The sequence below is a fragment of the Haliea salexigens DSM 19537 genome (genome assembly GCF_000423125.1).
GTDB lineage: Bacteria > Pseudomonadota > Gammaproteobacteria > Pseudomonadales > Halieaceae > Haliea > Haliea salexigens.
Genome location: NZ_AUHJ01000006.1, coordinates 40055 through 61757, shown reverse-complemented (window position 1 = coordinate 61757; position 21703 = coordinate 40055). Strand labels below are relative to the sequence as shown.

The window sequence follows — 21703 nt, the reverse complement described above, 5'->3', positions numbered from 1 at the left end:
CTGAAAACGTCCTGATGCACCTGCGGAACATCTGCAAAAGTAAGGAACTCGTGGAGCAGGCAACCACTAAGAATTTCTTAGTAGTTCGCCAGGAGTGGCGAGGCAGGTACTCCTGTTCAAGGAGCCAGCGGTGGACAAGGACTGAGGCATGACCGAAGACCAACTGGAACAGCTCTGCCTGGAATGGTTTGCCGAAGGCGGCTGGGAGATCGCCCACGGCCTGGACCTGGCCCCGGATGGCCCGGCACCCGAGCGGGCCGACTATCGGCAGGTGTTGTTGCTGGCTGATCTGGAAGCCGCCATTCGCCGCATCAATCCGCACTTGCCGGACAGCGCCATCGAGCAGGTGGTGGCCCAGGTGCGCAAGCCAGAAAGTCTCGGCACCGTGGTCAGCAACCGCGCCTTTCACCGCCTGCTACTGGACGGGGTGCCCGTCGAGTACAAGCGTGACGATGAGGTGGTTCATGACCACGCCTTCGTGATCGATTTCGGCCACCCGGACGCCAACCGCTTCCGAGCCATCAACCAGTTCACTATCGAGGGCAGCAAGCAACTGCGCCGCCCGGACATACTGGCCTTCATCAACGGCCTGCCCCTGGCCGTGCTGGAGCTGAAGAGCCCCAAGGCCGAGAACGTGGATATCTGGGATGCCTTCAATCAGATCCAGACCTACAAGGATGAAGTGCCAGACCTCTTTGCCTTCAACGAGGCCCTGGTAGTCAGCGATGGCTACAACGCCCGGGTGGGCTCGCTAACGTCTAACCAGGAGCGTTTCATGCCCTGGCGCACCCTCAAGAGCGAGGACGACAAGCCACTGCTAGAATGGCAGCTGGAAACCCTAGTGCATGGCTTTTTCGACCGGGAGCTGTTCCTGGACTATATTCGCTATTTCGTGATCTTCGAGACGGACTCCGACAAGCTGGTCAAGAAGATTGCTGGCTACCACCAGTTCCATGCTGTGCGTGAAGCGGTGCGAGCCACGGTGATTGCTGCCCGGCAGCCAGAGAAAAACGTACAGGCTGACAAACGCGCCGCCTACGCCGACGACGTGGTACCAGGCAGCAAGAAGGCCGGGGTGGTCTGGCACACCCAGGGTTCCGGCAAGAGCATTTCCATGTGCTGCTATGCGGGCAAGCTGTTGCAGCAGCCAGAGATGAACAACCCGACCCTGATTGTGGTCACCGACCGCAACGATCTCGACGGCCAGCTGTTCGCCACGTTCAGCGCAGCCAGGGAGTTGCTCAAGCAGGAACCCGTGCAGGCCCAAGACCGGGAGACTTTACGCCGCCTGCTGGCGGAGAGGGAGTCCGGTGGCATCATCTTCACCACCGTGCAGAAGTTCGCCATCCTGGATGACGAGAAGGGCCACCCCATCCTCAATGACCGCCACAACATCGTGGTGATCTCGGACGAGGCCCACCGCAGCCAGTACGGCCTGAAAGCCACCCTCAAGAAGGATGGCAGCTACAAGTTCGGCTACGCCAAGCACATGCGCGATGCAGTGCCCAACGCCGCCTTTATTGGCTTCACCGGCACGCCCGTCGCCACCGAGGACAAGGACACCCGCGCAGTTTTCGGCGACTACGTATCCATCTACGACATCCAGGATGCAGTGGACGATGGTGCTACCGTGCCCATCTACTACGAATCCCGCCTGGCCAAGCTGGACATCAACCGTGAAGCCATTGAACAAATTTCGGAGCAGGTAGAGGAAGTCGTTGAGGACGAGGAAGACCTGGGCTCAAGGGAGCGGACCAAAGGTGAATGGAGTCGCCTTGAGAAGCTGGTGGGTGCCGGGCCACGGCTAACCGAGGTGGCTAAGGACCTGGTGCAGCACTTCGAGACCCGCTCAGCCGTGATGGAAGGCAAGGCCATGATTGTGGCCATGAGCCGGGAGATCTGCGCCCACCTCTATAACGAGATCGTGGCACTGCGGCCTGACTGGCACGACCCGGACCCGGAGAAGGGTGCGATAAAAATCGTGATGACTGGCTCAGCTTCCGACAAGGCACTGCTGCAACCTCACATCTACAACAAGCAAACCAAAAAGCGCCTGGAGAAGCGCTTCAAGGACATCAACGACCCCCTCAAGCTGGTGATCGTGCGGGACATGTGGCTGACCGGCTTCGATGCCCCCTGCTGCCACACCATGTACGTGGATAAACCCATGAAGGGTCACAACCTGATGCAGGCCATCGCCCGGGTGAACCGGGTATTCAAGAACAAGCCCGGTGGCCTGGTGGTGGACTACATCGGCATCGCCAACGAGCTGAAACAGGCTCTGAAGACCTACACCGACGCCAAGGGCAGGGGCGAGCCCACCCACAGCGCCGAAGAAGCCTACGCTATCCTGCTGGAGAAACTGGACATCATCCATGGCCTGTTCGCCAAGGGGCCCAAGGGAGAAGGCTTCAACTACAGCGGCTTCGAGGACCAGGCCAACCAGTTACTTATCCCTGCCGCCAACTACATCCTTGGCTTGGAGGACGGCAAGAAGCGCTTCCTGGATACCGTGCTGGCCATGAGCAAGGCCTACTCGCTGTGCAGCACCCTGGATGAGGCCCGTGCCTACCACAAGGAGGTCGCTTTCCTGTCCGCAGTGAAGGCCGCCATCACCAAGCACACCAGCGTGGACAAGAAACTGACCCAGGAGGACAAGAATTCCGCCCTGAAGCAGATCCTGGACAACGCCATTATCGCCGACGGCGTGACCGACGTGTTTGCCCTCTGCGGCCTGGACAAGCCGAACATCGGTTTGCTCTCCGACGAGTTCCTGGAAGACGTGCGCCAGATGCCCTATCAGAACTTCGCCGTGGAGCTGCTGGAGAAACTCCTTAAGGACGAGATCCGCTCCGCAACCCGCAACAACGTGGTCCAAGAAAAGAAATACGGTGACCGTCTGCAGGAGACCCTGCGCAAGTACAACAACCGCGCCATCGAGACCGCCCAGGTGATCGAGGAACTGATCGCCCTGGCCAAGCAGTTCCAGGCAGAGCTGGAACGCGATACCGCCCTGGGGCTAAACCCGGACGAGGTAGCCTTCTACGACGCCCTGGCCAACAACGAGAGCGCAGTGCGGGAGCTGGGCGACGAGATCCTGAAGAAGATCGCTATCGAGATAACCGAGAAGCTACGGCAGTCTACCACCGTGGATTGGCAGGTGCGGGAGAGTGTGCGGGCCAAGCTGCGGATTCTGGTGCGCAGGACTCTACAGCGGTACAAGTATCCACCGGATGATGCACCGGGGGCGGTTGAGTTGGTGTTGCAGCAGGCGGAGGTTTTGTCGGGGCAATGGAGTCGGTAGGAAATCCCATGTCGTCGTCGCAAGTGACAGTACCAAAATTTGCTAATGGGACGGAGCACATGAATATAGCCACCTTCCAAGATGACCTCCTTGAGCTGAGAGAGTTCTCAGAGCGGCTAGGTCGATTTATTGATACTGAGCATGAGTTCGTGGAAGGCAGCCTGGTTGTTGCCCTGAGTTCGAGGTTCGGTTCCGGAAAATCCACTTTTCTTCGAATGTGGCGTTCAGCAATGGAGGATGGCGATGAGAACAGGCCGCTTGTCGTGTCGCTAAACGCTTGGGAGAGCGACTACAACGGTGACCCTTTATTCGCAATTGTTTCTGCATTAGCGGAAGCTGTCCGGGAAAAAGGAGAAGCTGCAGATGCTCTATTGGAGGCAGCAAAGGACTTTGGATGGTTCGCTACAGCAATTGGATCTCAACTCGTCAATGTGCTCACCGGAATTGATCCCGTCGCAGCTGGTGAAGTTGCGCAGAGGAAGAGGGCCGAAAGAATTGAAGGAGCTCATCAAACAATGGATGCATTCTCTATCTACGAAGCGAGAAGGAATGCGATGTATTCATTGAAGAGGGCTATCCGTGAGATCGTTGCCTCTTCTAAGCCAAAAGTTTTATTCCTTGTCGATGAGTTAGATAGGTGTCGACCGGACTACGCAATTACCTATTTAGAGACCATCAAACATCTTTTCGATACTAGCGGTGCCGTCTTCATCCTGGCAGCAGACCGTCAACAGCTGGAAAACTCAGCGAAGACCGCCTTTGGTATTGATCTAGACTTTGAAGAGTACTATCGAAAGTTTGTGCATCGCGAAGTGGAGCTGCCACCGATATCAGAAGCCAGCTACATAAGACTCGCGGAGCGATATGTAAACTTTTACTTGGAGAGAGAAGGTGCAAGATTTTGCTTTCTCGGGCTGGATCACCAGTCTGTCGGTTACATATCAGGACTCATAGGGGCTCTAAAACTGACACCCCGGCAGATCCAAGAAGTTTTCCGTACGCTAGGTCATCTATTTGATACCACCGAAGAAAATAGAGGACGTCTCTACTGGTGCCTAGGGGTTGGGTCAATCGCAATGGCAGTATTTAAAATTGGCGCCCCAGACAAATTTCATGCTCTGGGGGGCGAGCGACTGGATGCCGGGGAGGCACTGCAGTTTATAAAGAATTCTATCGGCCAAAGCTATCCAGAGTGGTGGTTTGCAATTTTTCTAACTGGTGGAGGCTTATATGCAAACGAAGGAGAGGTACCTGAAGATGTGATGAAGCGCGCAGGATTGACTGATGATCAAAGTCATTCCTCACACGGAGATCTGAGTCATTTCAGGAGCGGCTGGGGCCGGCGGAGCTCAGGTAGATTTAAGGAGATCTATGAAAAAATACAACAAGTGTCTCAATGGAGCTAGATAACGGTGCGATGAATAAAAAATTCTGGGTTGTGGGGATAGCGTATGGCTACGCTACTTGTTGGATTTGATTCCGCGTGGACGGTCCACAACACCGGTGCCTTAGTTGGGATCCTCCGCTCAGATGATGGAGAGATTCAGGAGTTAGGTTTACCGCTGGCGGTGAATTACCGTGAAGCTGAGCACGCGATCATCGAGTGGCAGGCACATCATGCACCCGCCAATACAATTGTGATGCTAGACCAGCCCACGATCGTGAGTAACGCTGCCGGTCAAAGGCCCGTTGAGAATTTAGTAGGATCACCGGTAGGTCGTCGGTACGGCGGCATGCAGCCGGCAAGCCGAGCGAGGAGGGACATGTTTGGGGCGGATGCACCCGTATGGTCATTTCTGGCACGGTTTGGCGGGCCAGCGAATCCCCTCGGATCTTTCACAGGGACGAGGGTTCTTGAGACCTACCCAGTCCTGACAATGATCGCTCTTGGCTGGACTCTGAATGACTCACGCCCTACAGGTCGACTGCCCAAGTACAATCCTAACCGGAGGAAGACGTTTTCTATCTCAGATTGGAGGAAGGTCTGCCAGCTTGTATCGGACGCCTTTAGAGAGCATGGAGTTCCTAGGCTCGTCGATTGGCTTGATGAGTGTGCTCTCAGCAGCACGGTACGGAAACCCGACCAGGACCGCCTAGATGCCTGTCTCTGCTTGCTTGTCGCTTTGCACCTTGTTGAAAATCAGGTGTGCCTGATGATAGGCGACCTGGATACGGGCTTTATAGTAGTGCCTTACGGGGACCATCTCTCCGAGGAGCTGAAGACGCGCTGCGAGCAAACGGGTCGCGAGCCATCGGAATGGTTGCGGTCATTTCGTCTTACGGCGGGCACAGGCCCAAACGCTTGAATTGCGCTTAGAAGGGCATGGTGACCCAGTGAGCCACCAAGAGCGCGACGAAGCACGTTGCGCCGGTCAACATGACCCTGTCGTAGCATTTGATAGCCAACTTCACTGGAGGGTGGCTCAGGATCTTGATCAACATGATTCGGCATCGCCTTTTTGGGTTGGGATGCCAGATACCATACCAAGCATGCTGAGCATTTTCTGAAGTGGTTATGTGATGGCAGACCCCCTTTGTCTGGCGAGCCACTGCTGATGCTGCTATCGTTGGTTCCAGCTGAGTGTGAGCATCTCAAAGGTCAATTGAACCCGAGCCAGAAAGACAAGTGACGGTATATTTGGCGGTACAAGGCGTGGGATAACCTATAATAAATTCTATTAAATCATGTTGTTATATTTAATATTCAACTCCCGCCGCCTCCACCAACTTCAAAGGGGTCGCCTGAAAAGGCCACCCCTTTTCTGATTTGTGCTGACGGAAAAGGCGAAGGGTACACCCCATTAGCGCTCAGCCCAGCCCCCGTTTTCTGCCATGAAGGCATCCATTTCCCCGACGAGAAAGTCGATCCGATCCGGTGGGTAGCCGTTGTCAATCAAACCCCGGATGTATTCGTCCCTGGTGGGACGCACCGGATCGCCTGACGAGGACGACTGCGTACCACTAACCGGGTGACTCTGCGCGGTGACACTCGCACCGAAGCGCTCGACAAGCTGATTGGCCTGTCCGCAGGCCAATATCTTCGGTTTGCACACCTTGAGACACGCGCGCGGCTGATTTCTGTCAATCCGGCATTCGCAGCTGCAGACGGGCAACTCGGTGATTTCACTGACGGGTAGCATTCCTACACTGTAGCCGCTGCCTGAGCCGCTGATCGTGGACGGATCGATACCGGTAAGCGCTTCGGTATCGAAATTCCGTGCCGCTGGAAAAACCTCGTAGAGATCCGCCATCGCATTGCCATCTCCGCCCCCCAACACCGAATACACTGTGACGCGCTTGTCGCCCTCCCAGGGCGCAGTTATCGCAAAGCGCCCTTGTATCTGGCGCTGCACCGGAAGCGCCTGGTCGTCACCAAATGCGGTAAAATCGACGCTCGATAGATCGGTGAGCTGACCGGAGAAACTGCCGCGCAACACAGATGGTGTGAACTCTTCGATCGTCACCGTGCCGGTGTGCGGGAAAAGGCGCCCGCGACCGGGCACGAGATCCGCTGGCCCTCGCGCCTCAAATTCACCACGGCCTTTTCCACCATTCACGCCAATTATTGCTTCCGTAAAGGTACCAGTGAATCCGTAGTCGATGGCCGGGATCCGGATATGCACATACGACCCCTCCATGTCGGCGGCCTCACCAAATGCGTCCCGCAACCCCCTGTCTGTCGCAAACGCGCCGTTGTCTGCCATGGCAATAAACTGCGACATCACCTGCGCAAGGCCACCCCCGGTTCCGGTCGTCTGGAATCCATCGGCAAATGCTCCAGGCATCAGCGTCAGGTGAATTGAAGTCGTCGGCCCACATCCGGATTCCGCGAAGGCCTGACCGACACAACCGCGCACCTCATAGTTGTGGGACACGCCAACACTGTTGGAGCTTCTGTTGCTCAGGGTATCCAGTCCCTCGGCAAACTCTTTAGCGGCCTGTTCCCGCGTTCGGTCGCGTGCGAGGGGCATCGCCGCCGGGGAGGCGGCGGAGCCGCCCCTGGCCGAAGCGACCTGCCGGGGCTGAGTCATATCGCTTTCCCAGAAATCAGATGACGCATTCAGCGAAAGCAGGACTTTGCGGGTCTTTGTGGGGTTGGCGGCCACGTTGGAAATAATAAACACGGCCGGTTCACCGGCCTCCACACTAAAGCGCCAATGCCCTAGGTAGCCGCCACCGGGTAACGGTGCCACCAGAACCGGGCTGCCAACTTTGGCACCACCAAGGGTGCCGATGCGCAAGGCCGCCAGGGCATCGGCATCGCCAGAGTGAATCTGCAGCGAGAGCCCGGCCTGACCCTCGCCCCAGACTTTCACCGTGAAGCAGCTTGCCGCGTTGGCATCGACGACCAGCTCGATATCGGCCGAGATCGACGTTGCTGTGAGATCAGCCGACCGCGCACACCCGCCAAACACGAAGTTGCGCCAGTTTATTTCGGCGTTGTCCGCACCGTGCTCGGGCTCCTTCGTCAGGCGAACAGGCACATAGGCCGCGAAAGTTGATACGAAATTGGCATAGACACGATCGAGGCCATAGCCCAGAACGTTCCGAAGGCCCTGATCGGCCCACAGCAGGTCTGCGTCCAGCGACGCGCTCGCCGGGTACGGGTGTTGGAACATGTCAACGAGATAGCGATAATCGGGCTCAATGGGCTCGATACCCGCCCGGCCATTCTTCTTCGACGCTGCGAAAACCTCCCCCACGTAGCGCCAGAACGAGGCTGTCAGATAATCGGCCTTCGGCACCCGGGTTGCAGCGATGTCCTGCAACGGGGTGTAGTAGGGACGAGCCCCCAATCGGTATCCATCCTGGCTACCCGCATAGGGGTCCTTGCGCAGGATTTTCTGGAGCATGTGCATCCCCATGGCCTGCGCCTGACCTTCAATTATCCAGTCGTTCTGAATGACGTTTGCGCTAGGTTGATAGGCGCGCTGCACAAGGTGGAAGAGCTCATGGGCCAGGTGTTCGTAGGTTCGATCCAGGGGAACACCGTCCTTCTGAAACGATCGCGACGCATCGATCTGCATTTCTGTTGTAGCGTCGGATTTGCGGCGTACGCGGAACGATGACGTATCATGATCGTCATAATCGAAAAAGTGAACTTTATAGGCCTCTCCCCCCGACACACCTTCCACCCGCTCAAGCTCCGGCGCACGAAAGCCCATGCCTTCGTAGCGCTCGGCGACTTCGGTGAGAAACACCTCCATGTCCGTCAGCGCTGTCTGCTCATCATCAGTCAGCTGATGGTGAGATTGCAGGCTGTCCGGCAGCATGCTGTAGGGATCTGACTGGACGATCAGGAATTCCTTCGTCGGCCACCCGGATGACTGCGCACGGGACGCTGAGGTCACGGCAAAGCAAAGCAGCAGCGCGACACTGAAATACAGCAACCTGTTGAAATACATCGTCCTTCCCCCCCGCCACCACTACGCACGCCGAATCAGCTCATCAGGCCAAGCCCTACAGCCTGTACCAGCGATCTAGCGGTCCCGGGGCGCAAACCCGCACAGGAAGTATAGACTGCGTTTTCTAGGCTCGCCGCGGTGGCTCAATGCCCTCTCAACTCAAACAAGAGCGTGCCGGCGGCCACAGCGGCAAGTGACTGACGTCAGCGAGAGCGGTATGGTGCGTGGGACGTTACGCCGGCCGGCCAGAGTCGTCGTAGTACGTATGGCCTTTCCCTCGCAAACAAAGAAAATTGAACTACCCGAGGGTATTATCTCATTCCTCCCGCCTGCCGCTTGCTTTAGACAAGTCAAGACGCCACCGTTCAAGAGACCATAATTCGAATAAGAAAACCCATGCCAAACAATCCCCAGGATGAGCGCGCAATACTCAATACCCTGAGTGAATTCCCACGGGTGGTCGACCGTAACGAGTGGCATCGTGTTGGCGAGGTTTTTGCCAAAGACGTGTGCTTCAATTACGGAGATGGCCGGGATCAACAGGGCATCGACGCTTTACTGCAACAATTCCGCAGCTTCCATGATCGCTGCAGCGCCATGCAGCACCTGATCGGTAGCGTCCAGTTAGAGCTCGACGGCGACAGCGCCGTGACCCGGGCCTATGTACAGGCCCGCCACCAAGGCAAGGGACATTACGCCCAGAGCTTCTACGATACCCACGGAGAATACACGGACCAGTGGGCTCGCAGGCCCGAGGGCTGGCGCATCGTACGGCGGGATGCCACCTGGATAATGTCCAGCGGCGAATCCAGGGTGCTGTTTGGTCCGGAAGCATAATCTGCGGTGCACCAAGAGTTTCAAAGGCAGCTACTACGACCATGCCTTTGTCGAAAGCGTCTTCCAGTCGCCCAGCGTATAGGCCAGTCCACAGGAAATTGTCATGCATAACAACAACACAACCGACCAGACCGAGACCACCAATCTCATGACTCCCGTCAAGGGACTGCTGGTGCTACTGGGCATCATCATTGTGGTCGCGGGATTCATCGCTCTCAATACGGCGCTCGGTATACACGAGTTCTGGGCCGGATTCTTGTTCCTGCTCTACTGGGCGGGAATCGAGCATTTCGCCTGGGACAAACTGGCCGCTTGTGTGGCGGGCGCCATTGTGGGATTACTGATGGCGTGCTTAGTGTTCGCTCTGCCCCGCTGGTTAGGTGATGCCGGCGGGTTGGTCGTTCTCGCTCTCATCCTGGTGTTGATCTACTGTCAGGTGATGGGCTGGCTGCCGGTGGCAATTAACCTGACCACCATGCTGTTCCTCACCGCCGGTACGATTCCGGCCGTGCAAGAAAGCGTCAACTTTGCAGATGCCTTCATCTCACTGGGGTTGGCCTTCATCTACTTCATCGGCCTGGTGTGGGTCGGCATGCGAGTGATGGCAATGAAGGCAGCAACACCGGCTAACCAATAGAGCGCCCGCGCCAGACCACCATCGTGGCCTGGCAGGTTCGAGAGTGTGTGCGTAACTCAATCCAACCGCATGCTCTCTACCAACTCCTGCAGTTTACCGTCAGCGCGCATCGTCTCAATTTCAGCCCGCAGTTTCTCCGCCGCCTCAGGGCTCTCGGCGCCCAACAGGAATCGGACCGGCTCGTCGCGCAGCACCGCGCCATCCGCACGGTCGAGCCTGTTGTGGCGGATCATGCCTTTAAGAGAGTCCACGTATTCCTGACCGCGCTCGGAGTAGTGCAGCAAGCCATCTGCCAGGGCCAGCGAAGACAGCGGTTCGCCGCGTGCGCGCATTTCGGCCCGCAGGTCCCTGAAGTCCTCATAGGCGGGGTGGGACATCAGGTTGATGAAGTAACCGCGCACGCTGTCGAACGGCCAATCGAAAGCCTTGATTGCGTAATCGCCCTTGTAGGCGCGGTGCTCTTTGGCCTTGATGCCATCGCCCTGGTAAGTCCATTGACCAAAGAGGGAGTTGCCCTGCACCGCGAAGCGGGAGGTGCCATAGCCACTTTCGTAGGCCGCCTGCCCCAGCGCAAGACCGGCAGGTACGGTATCGACACGATACAGCAGACCGTCGATCATGCCTTTTAGCTCCGGGGTATTCTGTTGCAGTGCCGCCAGGTGCTCCTCAGTCTCGCCAGGGAGCAACAATGCCAGCCGCCGCAGCAGCGCCAGGCTCTGCTCCGACACCCGATCATCGCTGGCCAATTCCTCCTGCGCTTTTTCCAGCCCGGTGCGGAATTCCATGACCATGTGGTTGGCATGCGTTACCAGCGGCAGCATCAGGCGATAGAACAGCGCCTTTTTCTGTTGCACAGGAATATTCTTCGACGCCTCTTGCCAGTTCGGCTTGATCGCAGTGATCAGCAGGTGCGGCACTGCCAGCGGCTCGTCGGTTTTGGGTTCGCCCCACCAATCCTCCCGCTCAAGCAACGCAACCATGTCTTGTACCGAAGAGGCAACGAGCACCTCACTGGTGTTTATCACAGGTGCATCTGCGTGGGCCGGAGTCGCTGCTGGCGTCGACACCTGAGCGGCTGATTTGGAGGCTGGTGTGGAGGCCTCTACGGGTTCATCACCGCCACAACCGGCGAGCAGTGCGAGGCTGGTCAGCAAGAGCATCACGCGAACAGGCATATAGGTTCTCTCATGGCGGTAGACGAGTAAAGATTATGCGCGCCACAGGGCCTCGGAAGTCAACCCCGGCCGCACGGCTCAATGAACTACCCAGAAATGCATTATTATAGGCGTGTATACCCAACCGGACATTAAGCACCTCATCAACCCAATGAGCGACGACGACGAAATTCAGGGACAGAAACGCATGGGGCTTGGCATGCAGGCTCTGGCATGGGTGGTTCTGCTGGGACTGGGTGTTCTGTATTTCAGCGACGTGCTGGAACGGCAACTCAACCCGAACCAGCGCCCCGAGACCCTTTACGCTGAGGACGGCGTCCGCGAGGTGACATTGCAGCGCAACCGGTACGGGCACTATGTCACCAGCGGTGAGATCAACGGGCAGCCGGTCACCTTCCTGCTGGACACCGGAGCCACCGGGGTGGCGATTCCGGAGGGGCTGGCCAAGCGTCTCGGGCTACAGCGAGGTCGAGCCTACCGCACGCAAACCGCTAACGGTACGGCAAAAAGCTACGCCACCGTGTTGGACGAGGTGGCCGTCGCGGACATACGGCTCCCCGATGTTCGCGCCGGCATTGTGCCGGGTTTGCAGACCGATGAGGTCCTGCTCGGCATGAGTTTCCTCAAACACCTGGAATTCACACAGCGCGGGGACAGCCTGACACTGCGCCAGTACCCGGCCCTACCCTCCCGTTAAAACGCTCCAGGATAAGCCGGGTGGTCTTCGACGGCCGGCCGGAGCCACCCATGCTGCGTAACCCGCCCCCAACCGGTCTCTGGCGCTTGCCCCTAAACCGATAGCTCAAATGGCCGAACGGAGACGCACCGTGTAGTATTGAGAAAAAACAATGGCCATCGCCTATGCCTGTTCTCCAGTCCTTCACCAATCGCGCCGTTTTCCAGAGTCTGCGCAGCACCACCCTCACCATCACTGGCTCGGCTTGCACAATAGGCGGGCTCGTCGCCGACGTTCTGCAACCCATTGCCCCTTTTGCATCCTATTTGTTCGGCTTGTCCGCGCTTGGGTTTGTGCTGTTGTTTATTCTCTATCGCCGCGGGAACGAGGAGCTTCTGGGCGCCGTGGCCTTTACCGGTATAGCCGCCGGCGTATTTGGCCTGATTGTGCTCTTGCAGTCCGGGGAGGACGCGGAAGAAACCGGGTTTATCGCGGCAGCCGTCCCCGGCATCGCCGAATTACAGTCACGCCTCGGCATCATTGATGCGAAGCTCGACGGGATTGCCGAGGACACGCAGAGCCTGCGCGAAAGTACTGCGCGCCTTGAGGGTAGTTCCGCACAGGTGCTCCGAACCCTGGAAGAAATGCGGGATAACTTCGCCAGCGGCGGCGTGATCGACAACCCCCGTTCGCCGGAGGACCACTACCACAACGCGCGCCTGCAGGAACTCGGCGGCGATTACGCCGCCGCGCGACGCTCCTATATCAACTACTTCCGCAGTGATTTGCCACTTCTTGATCCACACCTCCGGTTTCTCGCCTTTTTGAAGGTACAGGAAGGTACTGCCGGTGCACGCGAGACCTACACTACACTGATGGCCGGCAAGGAGGACGGCATGCCCGCCTACGTACGCCTGCTGTTACTCGAAGCACCGCAGCGCGTGCTCGCGCTCGAAAAGCATGCCGGGCAGCACCCGGATTTCGCACCGGTCTATTATCATCTCAGTGAGGACGCGTCCGCGCGCCGCCTGGGCTTTCAGACGCTCGCTGATAAACGTGCAGAGCAACGCTACCTGCAGCAATTCCAGGCAGCCGATGAAGCCGGCGGTCTGCTTAAATACATGATCGATCAGGCGCTGGTTGAGCAATGGCGCAATGACGCCAGTGCGCGCCTGCAAGCGCTACACGCGTTGGGTGATGGCACCCTGGAGAACCCAGTATCCCTCTCCTTCGCCGTGAACAACGCCGGCTACACCGCCCAGGTGACTATCGCCGAGCCTGCTCTGGAGGTGCTCTGGAATCTGCAGGGCGGCCCTGAACCTCGCAGTACCGGAGACAGTGGCGTGATCAATCCGCAAACGGGCAAACCCATGCCCAACCTGTTCTTCAACCTGCCCGCCAGTCAACCCGACAGTACAATTGCAGTTCGCTACCGCGACCTCAGGGGCAGCTTGCAAGGACCCTACAGCTTCGAGTTCAAGGGAAAAAAACAGAGCGAAGATGCAAACCAGCGTGTGCTTGAGGCAACGACCACCAGTTGGGTCAGCTTCAGAGACTACGACGGCAAGCGTCTCCTGTATTTCACGCACCTGATGAGCTATCGCGGTAGCATCGAGAAGATTCAGTACGGATTGAACGCTGCCCAGCCGAACAAAAACTTTCGCTTTCCGCCCTGGCGCAAGCCCGGTCTGGCACCCATTGACGCCAAAACACCAGCGTATATTACGGTGCCCCGCAGCACGCGTTACGTCACCGTGCAACTGACTTACAAAAATGGCGAGAAATCCACCGTACAGCGCTTTGACTATCCCGGTTGATGCACCAGCCTGAGCCACAGGGGGAGCGAGTTTGACTGCAGAGGCACCCGGCCTGCGAACGCGGCTACAGACGGTTTTTGCCGGCAATAGAACGCTGCTCGGGCGTGCCTGCCAGGCCTTTATTCAAGCGTTGATCGTGCTGTCCATTGTGGCGTTTACCGTTGAAACGCTGCCCGATCTACCGCCAGAAGTACGCAGCAACCTGCACCGGTTCGAAGTGTTCGTGATTATCGTCTTTACCATCGAATACCTGCTGCGCCTGTGGCTTAGCGAGAGACGCCTCGCCTTCATGTTCAGTTTTCATGGCATCATCGATTTGCTGGTTATTCTGCCGTTCTATCTGCAGCTCGGACTGGACCTGCGCAGTTTGCGCATCCTCTGGCTGTTTCGACTTTTCCGCCTGTTCAAGCTGGTACGCTATGTGGACGCGGCCAGACGCATTGGCGATGCCTTTCGCCTGGTGCGAGTGGACCTCGCCGTGTTCGGCATTGGCGCGCTATTCGTGTTTTACCTCGCCGCGGTCGGAATCTACTTTTTTGAGCGCGACGCGCAACCCGACACCTTCGCCTCGGTGTTTCATTCTTTTTGGTGGGCACTGGCGACACTCACGACCGTGGGTTACGGGGATGTGTACCCCGTGACCGTGGGGGGCAAGATATTCACTTTTTTTACCCTCATGATTGGGCTTGGCGTGTTTGCCGTACCCACGGGACTGATCACCATGGCTATCGTCAGCACACGCGAGGCAACACTCAAGGATGATGCCAGCTGACGAAGCGTAGCGTATCAATATTGGAAAAACACCTGCCGCAGCCGGGCTTTGACACACCCTGCGACCCACAACACGGAGCTTTCACGATGAAATACCTCATTACCGCTTTCTTGCTGTGCGCCAGCACTGCCTCACTCGGGAACAACCTGGAGGCGCTGGTCGATGAGCTACAGAGCCGTGAACTTTCGCTGGAAACCATTGCGGCACTGGTACAGCTCGACAATCCCCGCTTGAAGGTTGGCTACGGCCTCTGTGAAGCTGCTGGGCAGCCTCTTTGCAAACCCGATGGCTCACTTGGCTATGGTTTATGTGAAGTGGCAGACGGCACCCTGTGCAAGAAAAACGGCAGCCTGGGTTACGGCCTTTGCATGCTGGCAGGCAGCAAGAACTGCCGCGAGAAAGGCAGCCTGGGCTACGGGTTGTGCGTTATGGCGGGCGAGAAGAACTGCAAGCCGTGAAGGTAGGGGGCGCAACGCGCGGCATGTAATTGGCCCATCTCCGGCGTGTCGACCCGAGCTATCGACTACCGGTCGGTGTCGGGCGCCAGTAACAAGAACAACATAAAAAACCCACAAACCGTACCGTAGCGCATGGCGCCGGCTATCGGCCCGGCACCTGCCTGACTTTGCCAGAGCATGAAATAGCCCTCGCCAATGACGATGAACAGTCCAAACCAGACCAGCATGCCCACGACACACGCGGCCACCGCCGGACGTGTTGCACCGGCAAAAACGTCAGGCGCGGCCAAGCGGCTTTTCAGCATCCTGTACACCCCGGCCGATGCGAGCACCGCAACAGCCGCCTCACCCGCAAGAATCATAGCCAGCACAGCAACGTGGAGAGCGTTTGAGGAAATCGGGGGACCATAAGGCGCGTAGTAAGGCTGATCCGCAGCGGAGGTGACCACGGCGACAAATCCCATAGCGGCCTGCAAATTCGCCAGGTTGCCAAACACATGCAACACGCCGAGCAGGGCCACAAACACGGCCGTCACAATCTTGAGTGTACGAAGCATTTTCTGTCTCCGGGATGCTCTATTGACAATGAAAGCCTAGACGCCGCTTCGCAGATCAGCCAGCCTGAATCGTGCCTGGGCCGTTAAGGCCCTGTGCGTGTGCACTGCAGCGTCTCGGCTGGCGATGCGCGACTTCGAGATGTAGGCCGCTCAAATCGCAGTCTGCCCACCATCAATAACCAGCGCCGAGCCGGTCACAAACCTCGCCTCGTCCGATGCGAGGTAAGCAACCGAGCCCGCAATTTCCTCCGCCTGGGCAAAGTAACTTGTCAAAGGCGACATACGACCGTACAGGGCAATGTCAGCACCTTCGGGTATTTGCAGGCCCTTGATCAACGGTGTATCCACCGCGCCGGGGCAAACCGCATTGACTCTCACACCCCGGCCCGCAAACTCTACCGCCAGTGACTTTGACAGCAAAAGCACCGCGCCCTTGCTGGCACAGTAAGCGCTGTTATAAGGCAGACCCTGCAGGCCAGCCGCTGATGAAATATTGACGATATTCCCGCCGGCCTCCAGCAAGTACGGCATGGCGGCCTGGCACAGCACAAACACCGAGCGTGTGTTCACCGTCATGACTCGATCCCATTCGGCCACACTGACGTCCGCAAAGTTCTTGGTGAGTACCATACCGGCAATATTGCACAGCACATCCAGCTTGCCGAACTCTGCCACGCACTGCTCAACTGCGGCGCGGCAGTCAGCTTCATCGGTAACGTCCAGCGCGCGGCTGTGGATATCCACGCCCTCTTCGCTGAGCTTCGCCACCTCCTCCGCCAGTTGCCCGGCATTGATATCGGCGGCGAAGATTTTTGCACCCTCGCGACCCAGTCGGGTCATGGTTGCCAGGCCAATGCCTGACGCTGCACCCGTCACGAATGCGACTTTGCCATCAAAACGTTGCATCTTTCACTCCTCTTATTGGTCTACTGTTGATCCGCTTCTTCCCGCAGGCGTATCGGCCCCACATTGGCAGGAAACTTGCCGGCCATACCCGCATAAAACTCACGAAAATACTGCATATCTGCCACCACACTTCCCGTGGTCACCAAAGCAGGCCCGAAGCCACCGCGCTTGCGGGAAAAGTCCAGAAACGAGGGGACTATGGGCACACTGGCCTGACGCGCGATGTGATAGAAACCGGATTTCCAGTACTCGGCTCGATCGCGTGTGCCTTCAGTGGGCACCACCAGCACAAGGCGCTCGCTCTGCTTGAACACGTCGACGAGTGATGCCACCAGATTACCACTGCGATGCCGAACAATGGGCAGCCCCCCCAACTTGCGCATGAACCAGCCCGCTGGCCACACGAACAGGCTGTGCTTGCCCATCCACCGCACCTGAATATCAAACGCTGCGGCGTACAACAGCATCAGCGGAAAATCCCAGTTCGAGGTGTGTGGCGCCGCAATGAGCACATAGCGCGCGTGCGCTGGCCGAACACCCTCAAGGCTCCAACCAGCCCTGCGCAGCAGCCAGCGGGCGATTTTCTGCTTCATGTCACTGGCACTCCCGGAGTGTATGCGGGTTGCGGCCCGACCGATTCGCGCCACATGGCAGCAGAAAAATTTCGTGCCTACGATTCTAGCAGACTCGCGCCATTTCCAAAGGCACTGGCCAGATAATTGCACTACCTGAGTGGCGCCCCGCGTCAGGGCATCTAGTATTGGAGTACTGCACACCCGAAACAATAAGGAGAAAAGGATGCAGACGTTTGGTTCAGCGACCCGTCGTGGCGGGTCACTTCTTGGCAGGGTATTGGTATTGACCGTCCTGCTCGCAGCTTGTAGCGATGGCACCGACCGCACTGACACGGGCGGGGAGCCCGACCTGCTGGGCGCGTTCGCCGTGTCAGTGCTTTCCAGTGCACCCGAGATGGTTAGCGGGGGTGAGGCACGGGTCGGCATTGAAGTGCCCGAGGCACTGCCACTGGCAGATGTGGTGGTCATGCTGGAGGGCGAGGATGTCAGCACGCAGTTTACTGCCCGCACTGTAGGCCATGGCCTGGAAGGCCGCGTTGGCGGCCTCATGGAGGGTGACAACGTCCTCGATGTGACCAGCGCCGAGGGGAACGTGACCGCCGCCAGTGTCACTCTGGTCAATCACCCCGCCAGCGGCCCGATTTTTTCGGGGCCCCAACAGGAACCGTTTTTCTGCGCCACCGATGGCCACCTGGAAGACCTTGAGCTGGGCCCGGTCATTGATGAGAACTGCAGCGTGGAGACAGTGGTCAGCTACAAGTACTTGAGCGAAACAGGCGGCTGGATGGACTACCCGGAAAGCGGAGACCGGCCTGCCGATGTCGCGACGACCACCACACTGGATGGCGAGGAGGTCGACTTCATCGTGCGCTGGGAACGGGGAACCCTGAACCGCTTCCTCTATTCCATTGCCATGCTGTCGCCGGCACCGGATGAAGCCGGCAACGCCGACTTGAGCGCCTGGAACAAGCGCCTGATCTATTACTTCCAGGGCGGCGTGGCCATCGGCCACTACCAGGGCGGCCCCAGCCGTAGCCGCGCACTGTATACCGACGGCCTCGCCGCCGGGTATGCCGTGGCCTATTCTACCGGCACGAAAACGGGCACCCACTACAACCTGGAGCTGGGCGGTGAAACCGCCCTCATGGTGAAGGACCGCTTCATCTCTGCCTACGGGGTACCTGACTACACGGTGGGTGTGGGCGGGTCCGGTGGCGGCATTCAGCAGTACGTCTACGCCCAGAACCACCCCGGCCTGATTGATGCCGGCGTACCGCAGTACTCCTATTCCGATATGGTGACACAGACCATTCACATCGGTGACTGTGAGCTCATAGAGCGCTGGATAGACCTGCAGCTGCGCGATGACCCTGGCGGCAAATGGGCCGACTGGAACAACCGCAGCTGGTTGATCGGCCTGAATGCCAACAACGAGGTGCCCAATGATGTGGTGAGTTTCGGGCTCACACCCTGGGTGCCACAGGGGTCCAGCGAATGCACCGCCTCCTGGCGCGGCCTTTCACCCCTGGCGCTTAACCCGCACTTTGGCGAGGCACCCGGGATCACACCCGAGCAACAGACCGAGGTCGAGTGGACGCACTTCGCCGATGTGATCAACATTTACGGACGCGCCGAAGACGGCTTCGCCGCCACCACCTGGGACAACGTGGGTGTGCAATACGGCTTGCAGGCGCTGCTCGATGGCAACATCAGCCCCGCCGAGTTCATCGACCTCAACTGGAACGTCGGCAGCTGGAAGAATGAACCGGAGATGGTACAGGAGGGGTGCCCCTTCATTATCGATTTGTGTTTCGCGCTGGACGACAGCGAGCCGCTCTACCCGAACCAGATCGACCCGTGGAGTTGGCGCAACGCCACCACGGCGACGGAGGATGAACCCGCCGCGCGCAAACGTGCCGACCCGGGCGCCATCCAGGCCGCTTTCGATTCCGGCATGGTGCAACGGGGCGAGGCCGAAATACCGTTCATCGACCTGCGTCATTACCTGGAAGACGAGCTGGATATGCACAACACGATTCAGTCCTTCGTCACGCGCCAGCGCCTGCTCAATCACGACGGTGACGCCTCCAACCAGGTTATCTGGTTTATCGACCGCAATCCGGACGGCAGCGACTACGACAACACCATGCAGGCGTTTGCCGTACTGGATGAATGGATGGCCAACATCCAGGCCAATCCGGACCGTTCCGTAGCGGCCAACCGCCCCGCGAGCGCCGTGGACAGCTGCTTTGACAGCGCTGGCGAACTGATTGCCAGTGGCGATACCGTGTGGGATGGCATACTCGACGATAAACCCGCGGGCAGCTGCACCGAACGCTTCCCCACCTACAGCACCTCCCGCATTGTGGCGGGCGCGCCGATCACGGGCGATGTCTTCCGCTGCTCCCTGCAGCCGCTGGATGACGCGATCGACGCCGGCGTGTACGGCGACTGGATGCCGTCAGCCGACGAGTACGCACAGTTGCAGGCCATCTTCCCGGGCGGCGTCTGCGACTACAGCGTTCTCATGCTCGACTAACCCCCCACCACTGGAGCCGCTGCACCCACCGGGCGCGGCTCCCACCATTTCCTTCCCGCCGCCTCACACTGTGGCCGCTAACGGCCCCTGAGAACTGTCGCGGCGCGCACCGCGATTTGCGGTATGCTGGCCCCTGCATTGCACACCACACTGACAGGAGTCTCGCGAGTGGATCAGAATCTGCTGTATATCATCGCCGCCATACTGGTACTGGGCGTGGGCGCCCAATGGCTGTCATGGCGGCTCAAGCAGCCCTCCATCCTCGCGCTGCTGGTCCTGGGCATTGTCGCAGGGCCCGTCACCGGGTTGCTACGCCCCGACGAACAGTTCGGCGACCTGCTGTTCCCCATGGTGTCTCTTGGCGTGGCCCTGGTGTTGTTTGAAGGCGGCATGACGTTGAAGTTTCGCGACCTGAAAGGTCACGGGCGCGTAGTCACCAACCTGGTCAGCTGGGGCGCGCTGCTCAACTGGTTGCTGATGGCCGCAGGCTGCTGGCTGCTGGCTGGCTTTTCCCTGCCAATTGCCCTGCTGTTTGCAGCACTCGTGGTTGTGACGGGCCCCACTGTCATCAATCCCCTGCTGCGGACCATGCGCGCCAAGCCGGAAGTCAGCCAGGTACTGCGTTGGGAGGGTATTCTGATTGACCCGGTGGGTGCCCTGCTGGCCGTGCTGGTGTTTCAGTATATTCTCTCGGGTGCCGAGTCCTGGGTGGTGTTTGCGAAGAGCATTGGCGTGGGCTTGATAGCGGGACTCGTCGGCGCTGTCAGCCTCGGCTTCGTGTTGCGCAAGCACTGGGTGCCTGAATACCTGATCAACGTCGTCACCCTTGCCTGGGTGGTCATGATGTTTGCCGGCAGTGATTATATCGCCCATGAGTCCGGCCTTTTGACCGTCACCGTCATGGGTATCTGGCTGGGCAACATGAAGGAGGTCGGGGTCAGCGAAATTCTCAGCTTCAAAGAGAGCCTCTCCGTTCTGATCATCTCGGTGCTGTTCATCGTGCTGGGCGCACGCGTTGACCCCATGGACATCGTCGCCACCGGCTGGAGCGGCGTAATGGTCCTGCTTGTCGTGCTGCTGGCGCGGCCTGTGGTGGTGTGGGCATCAGCGCTAGGGGGCAACTACAGCTGGCGCCAGAAGGCGCTGTTGAGCTGGGTGGCACCGCGCGGCATCGTAGCCGCCGCGGTCTCCTCACTGTTCGCGCTGCGGCTGGAAGATGTGGGCTATCCCGGCGCATCGGATCTGGTGGCGTACACATTCCTCGTGATCATCGCCACCGTGGTGCTACAAAGCCTCACGGCCGGAGCCGCAACCCGCGCCCTCGGTCTTGCCGAGGCGGAGCCCAATGGCGTCCTGATAGTGGGTGCGAACGGCGTGGCTCGGGCAATAGCGCAAGCTCTGGTGAAGCAGGGATTCCGTGTCAAGCTCGCCGATACGTCCTATGAGGAAATTCGCAGCGCCCGCATGGCCGGGCTGGAAACCTACTATGGCGACCCGATTTCCTCGCACGCCGACCAGTATCTGGAACTGGTGGGTATCGGCCGCCTGTTCGCCATGTCACGGCGCGCACGCTGGAATACCCTCGCCTGCGTGAAATACCGTGGCGAATTCGGTCCCAAGCGGGTTTTCAGCCTGCGCAACGCGGAAGAGCGCGACGTGAGCGACCGCGAGCGCCCGGCTGACGAGTTCCGCGCACCGCGCCTGTTCGGCAACGACATCACCTACCAGAAGCTGGCCAGCCTGCTGGCCCGCGGCGCCGAAATCCGCGCCATCAACCTCAACGAGGAATTCGACCTCGCCGCCTACAAGGAGAAGAACGGCAGCAGCATCCTGCCCATGTTCACCCTCACCGCAGACGGCAAACTGCGCGTCATCAATGACGATGCCCCCGTCGAGGAGATGTCCGAGGGCAAGCTGCTGGCGCTGGTCTGGTCCGTGGAGGGCTGAAGCCACGGAACCGGGCCACTGGCAGAGAGGCCCCGCTGCATGCTGACATTGCAGGGCGTTGCCGGCTCGCCGCGGCGCCGAAAGCGGCTTTAGGTACA

General features: G+C 58.8%; 17 protein-coding genes. 11 read left to right on the top strand and 6 right to left on the bottom strand.

What is annotated here, in order from left to right; all coding sequences use genetic code 11:
- Positions 1-148 precede the first annotated feature (148 nt).
- From G533_RS0108415 to G533_RS25335, 3 genes are read left to right on the top strand one after another with little or no spacing between them, the layout of a single operon-like run.
- The gene (locus G533_RS0108415; RefSeq protein ID WP_027949578.1) at positions 149-3304 is read left to right on the top strand and encodes a type I restriction endonuclease subunit R; all 3156 of its coding nucleotides are present in this window, start codon (positions 149-151) and stop codon (positions 3302-3304) included.
- A gap of 59 nt (positions 3305-3363) precedes the next feature.
- Positions 3364-4710 carry a KAP family P-loop NTPase fold protein gene (locus G533_RS0108410; RefSeq protein ID WP_158413403.1) on the top strand — a complete coding sequence of 449 codons (1347 nt, stop codon included), beginning with the start codon at positions 3364-3366 and terminating at the stop codon, positions 4708-4710.
- 45 nt (positions 4711-4755) lie between these two features.
- On the top strand, positions 4756-5610 hold the full coding sequence (locus G533_RS25335) for a DUF429 domain-containing protein (protein WP_027949576.1): 855 nt from the start codon (positions 4756-4758) through the stop codon (positions 5608-5610).
- A gap of 7 nt (positions 5611-5617) precedes the next feature.
- Here G533_RS25335 and G533_RS25235 read toward each other — a convergent pair whose 3' ends face one another.
- Positions 5618-5746 carry a hypothetical protein gene (locus G533_RS25235; protein WP_276202568.1) on the bottom strand — a complete coding sequence of 43 codons (129 nt, stop codon included), beginning with the start codon at positions 5744-5746 and terminating at the stop codon, positions 5618-5620.
- Between the two features lie 359 nt (positions 5747-6105).
- Positions 6106-8709, bottom strand: a complete 2604-nt coding sequence (locus tag G533_RS0108395) for a hypothetical protein (RefSeq protein WP_027949575.1) — start codon at positions 8707-8709, stop codon at positions 6106-6108.
- 396 nt (positions 8710-9105) lie between these two features.
- On the opposite strand from G533_RS0108395, the gene G533_RS0108390 reads away from it, so the two are divergent.
- Together G533_RS0108390 and G533_RS0108385 are read left to right on the top strand one after the other, a co-directional pair.
- On the top strand, positions 9106-9546 hold the full coding sequence (locus tag G533_RS0108390) for a nuclear transport factor 2 family protein (protein WP_027949574.1): 441 nt from the start codon (positions 9106-9108) through the stop codon (positions 9544-9546).
- 103 nt (positions 9547-9649) lie between these two features.
- Positions 9650-10183, top strand: coding sequence for a hypothetical protein (locus G533_RS0108385; RefSeq protein WP_051230122.1), 534 nt, complete (start codon positions 9650-9652; stop codon positions 10181-10183).
- A 56-nt stretch (positions 10184-10239) separates the two neighbouring features.
- Here the strand turns inward: G533_RS0108385 and G533_RS23440 are convergent, their stop codons facing one another.
- Positions 10240-11358: a glucosaminidase domain-containing protein gene (locus tag G533_RS23440; RefSeq protein ID WP_051230121.1), complete on the bottom strand. Its 1119-nt coding sequence runs from the start codon at positions 11356-11358 to the stop codon at positions 10240-10242.
- Between the two features lie 151 nt (positions 11359-11509).
- On the opposite strand from G533_RS23440, the gene G533_RS0108375 reads away from it, so the two are divergent.
- From G533_RS0108375 to G533_RS0108360, 4 genes are all read left to right on the top strand, one after another.
- Positions 11510-12055 (top strand): retropepsin-like aspartic protease family protein, encoded by a 546-nt coding sequence (locus G533_RS0108375; protein ID WP_035527229.1) that lies wholly within the window; start codon positions 11510-11512, stop codon positions 12053-12055.
- 164 nt (positions 12056-12219) lie between these two features.
- Positions 12220-13851 carry a DUF4267 domain-containing protein gene (locus tag G533_RS0108370; protein ID WP_027949571.1) on the top strand — a complete coding sequence of 544 codons (1632 nt, stop codon included), beginning with the start codon at positions 12220-12222 and terminating at the stop codon, positions 13849-13851.
- Positions 13852-13882: 31 nt separating this feature from the next.
- Positions 13883-14623 (top strand): ion transporter, encoded by a 741-nt coding sequence (locus G533_RS0108365; protein ID WP_144079830.1) that lies wholly within the window; start codon positions 13883-13885, stop codon positions 14621-14623.
- Positions 14624-14709: 86 nt separating this feature from the next.
- Entirely contained in the window at positions 14710-15081 is a 372-nt protein-coding gene (locus tag G533_RS0108360; protein WP_027949569.1) for a hypothetical protein, read from the top strand.
- A gap of 65 nt (positions 15082-15146) precedes the next feature.
- Here the strand turns inward: G533_RS0108360 and G533_RS23435 are convergent, their stop codons facing one another.
- The 3 genes from G533_RS23435 to G533_RS0108345 form a co-directional block, all read right to left on the bottom strand.
- Complete coding sequence (locus tag G533_RS23435) at positions 15147-15638, bottom strand: DUF2165 family protein (protein ID WP_051230120.1); 492 nt, start codon at positions 15636-15638, stop codon at positions 15147-15149.
- A gap of 150 nt (positions 15639-15788) precedes the next feature.
- Positions 15789-16544, bottom strand: a complete 756-nt coding sequence (locus G533_RS0108350) for an SDR family NAD(P)-dependent oxidoreductase (protein WP_027949568.1) — start codon at positions 16542-16544, stop codon at positions 15789-15791.
- Between the two features lie 20 nt (positions 16545-16564).
- A complete protein-coding gene (locus tag G533_RS0108345) occupies positions 16565-17137 on the bottom strand; it encodes a lysophospholipid acyltransferase family protein (RefSeq protein ID WP_027949567.1) in 573 nt (190 codons plus the stop codon).
- Between the two features lie 205 nt (positions 17138-17342).
- Between G533_RS0108345 and G533_RS0108340 the strand changes: the two genes are divergently transcribed.
- Entirely contained in the window at positions 17343-19658 is a 2316-nt protein-coding gene (locus G533_RS0108340) for a DUF6351 family protein (protein ID WP_051230119.1), read from the top strand.
- A 168-nt stretch (positions 19659-19826) separates the two neighbouring features.
- Positions 19827-21605 (top strand): cation:proton antiporter, encoded by a 1779-nt coding sequence (locus G533_RS0108335; protein ID WP_027949565.1) that lies wholly within the window; start codon positions 19827-19829, stop codon positions 21603-21605.
- Positions 21606-21703: the final 98 nt, after the last annotated feature.

Bases quoted from the DNA above. Each gene is read 5' to 3' on its own strand.
- G533_RS25235 (WP_276202568.1), bottom strand. From the start codon at position 5,746: ATGTTGATCAAGATCCTGAGCCACCCTCCAGTGAAGTTGGCTATCAAA.
- G533_RS0108340 (WP_051230119.1), top strand. From the start codon at position 17,343: ATGCAGACGTTTGGTTCAGCGACCCGTCGTGGCGGGTCACTTCTTGGC.
- G533_RS0108390 (WP_027949574.1), top strand. From the start codon at position 9,106: ATGCCAAACAATCCCCAGGATGAGCGCGCAATACTCAATACCCTGAGT.
- G533_RS0108375 (WP_035527229.1), top strand. From the start codon at position 11,510: ATGAGCGACGACGACGAAATTCAGGGACAGAAACGCATGGGGCTTGGC.
- G533_RS23440 (WP_051230121.1), bottom strand. From the start codon at position 11,358: ATGCCTGTTCGCGTGATGCTCTTGCTGACCAGCCTCGCACTGCTCGCC.
- G533_RS0108350 (WP_027949568.1), bottom strand. From the start codon at position 16,544: ATGCAACGTTTTGATGGCAAAGTCGCATTCGTGACGGGTGCAGCGTCA.
- G533_RS0108370 (WP_027949571.1), top strand. From the start codon at position 12,220: ATGCCTGTTCTCCAGTCCTTCACCAATCGCGCCGTTTTCCAGAGTCTG.
- G533_RS25335 (WP_027949576.1), top strand. From the start codon at position 4,756: ATGGCTACGCTACTTGTTGGATTTGATTCCGCGTGGACGGTCCACAAC.
- G533_RS23435 (WP_051230120.1), bottom strand. From the start codon at position 15,638: ATGCTTCGTACACTCAAGATTGTGACGGCCGTGTTTGTGGCCCTGCTC.
- G533_RS0108395 (WP_027949575.1), bottom strand. From the start codon at position 8,709: ATGTATTTCAACAGGTTGCTGTATTTCAGTGTCGCGCTGCTGCTTTGC.
- G533_RS0108415 (WP_027949578.1), top strand. From the start codon at position 149: ATGACCGAAGACCAACTGGAACAGCTCTGCCTGGAATGGTTTGCCGAA.
- G533_RS0108360 (WP_027949569.1), top strand. From the start codon at position 14,710: ATGAAATACCTCATTACCGCTTTCTTGCTGTGCGCCAGCACTGCCTCA.
- G533_RS0108345 (WP_027949567.1), bottom strand. From the start codon at position 17,137: ATGAAGCAGAAAATCGCCCGCTGGCTGCTGCGCAGGGCTGGTTGGAGC.
- G533_RS0108410 (WP_158413403.1), top strand. From the start codon at position 3,364: ATGAATATAGCCACCTTCCAAGATGACCTCCTTGAGCTGAGAGAGTTC.
- G533_RS0108385 (WP_051230122.1), top strand. From the start codon at position 9,650: ATGCATAACAACAACACAACCGACCAGACCGAGACCACCAATCTCATG.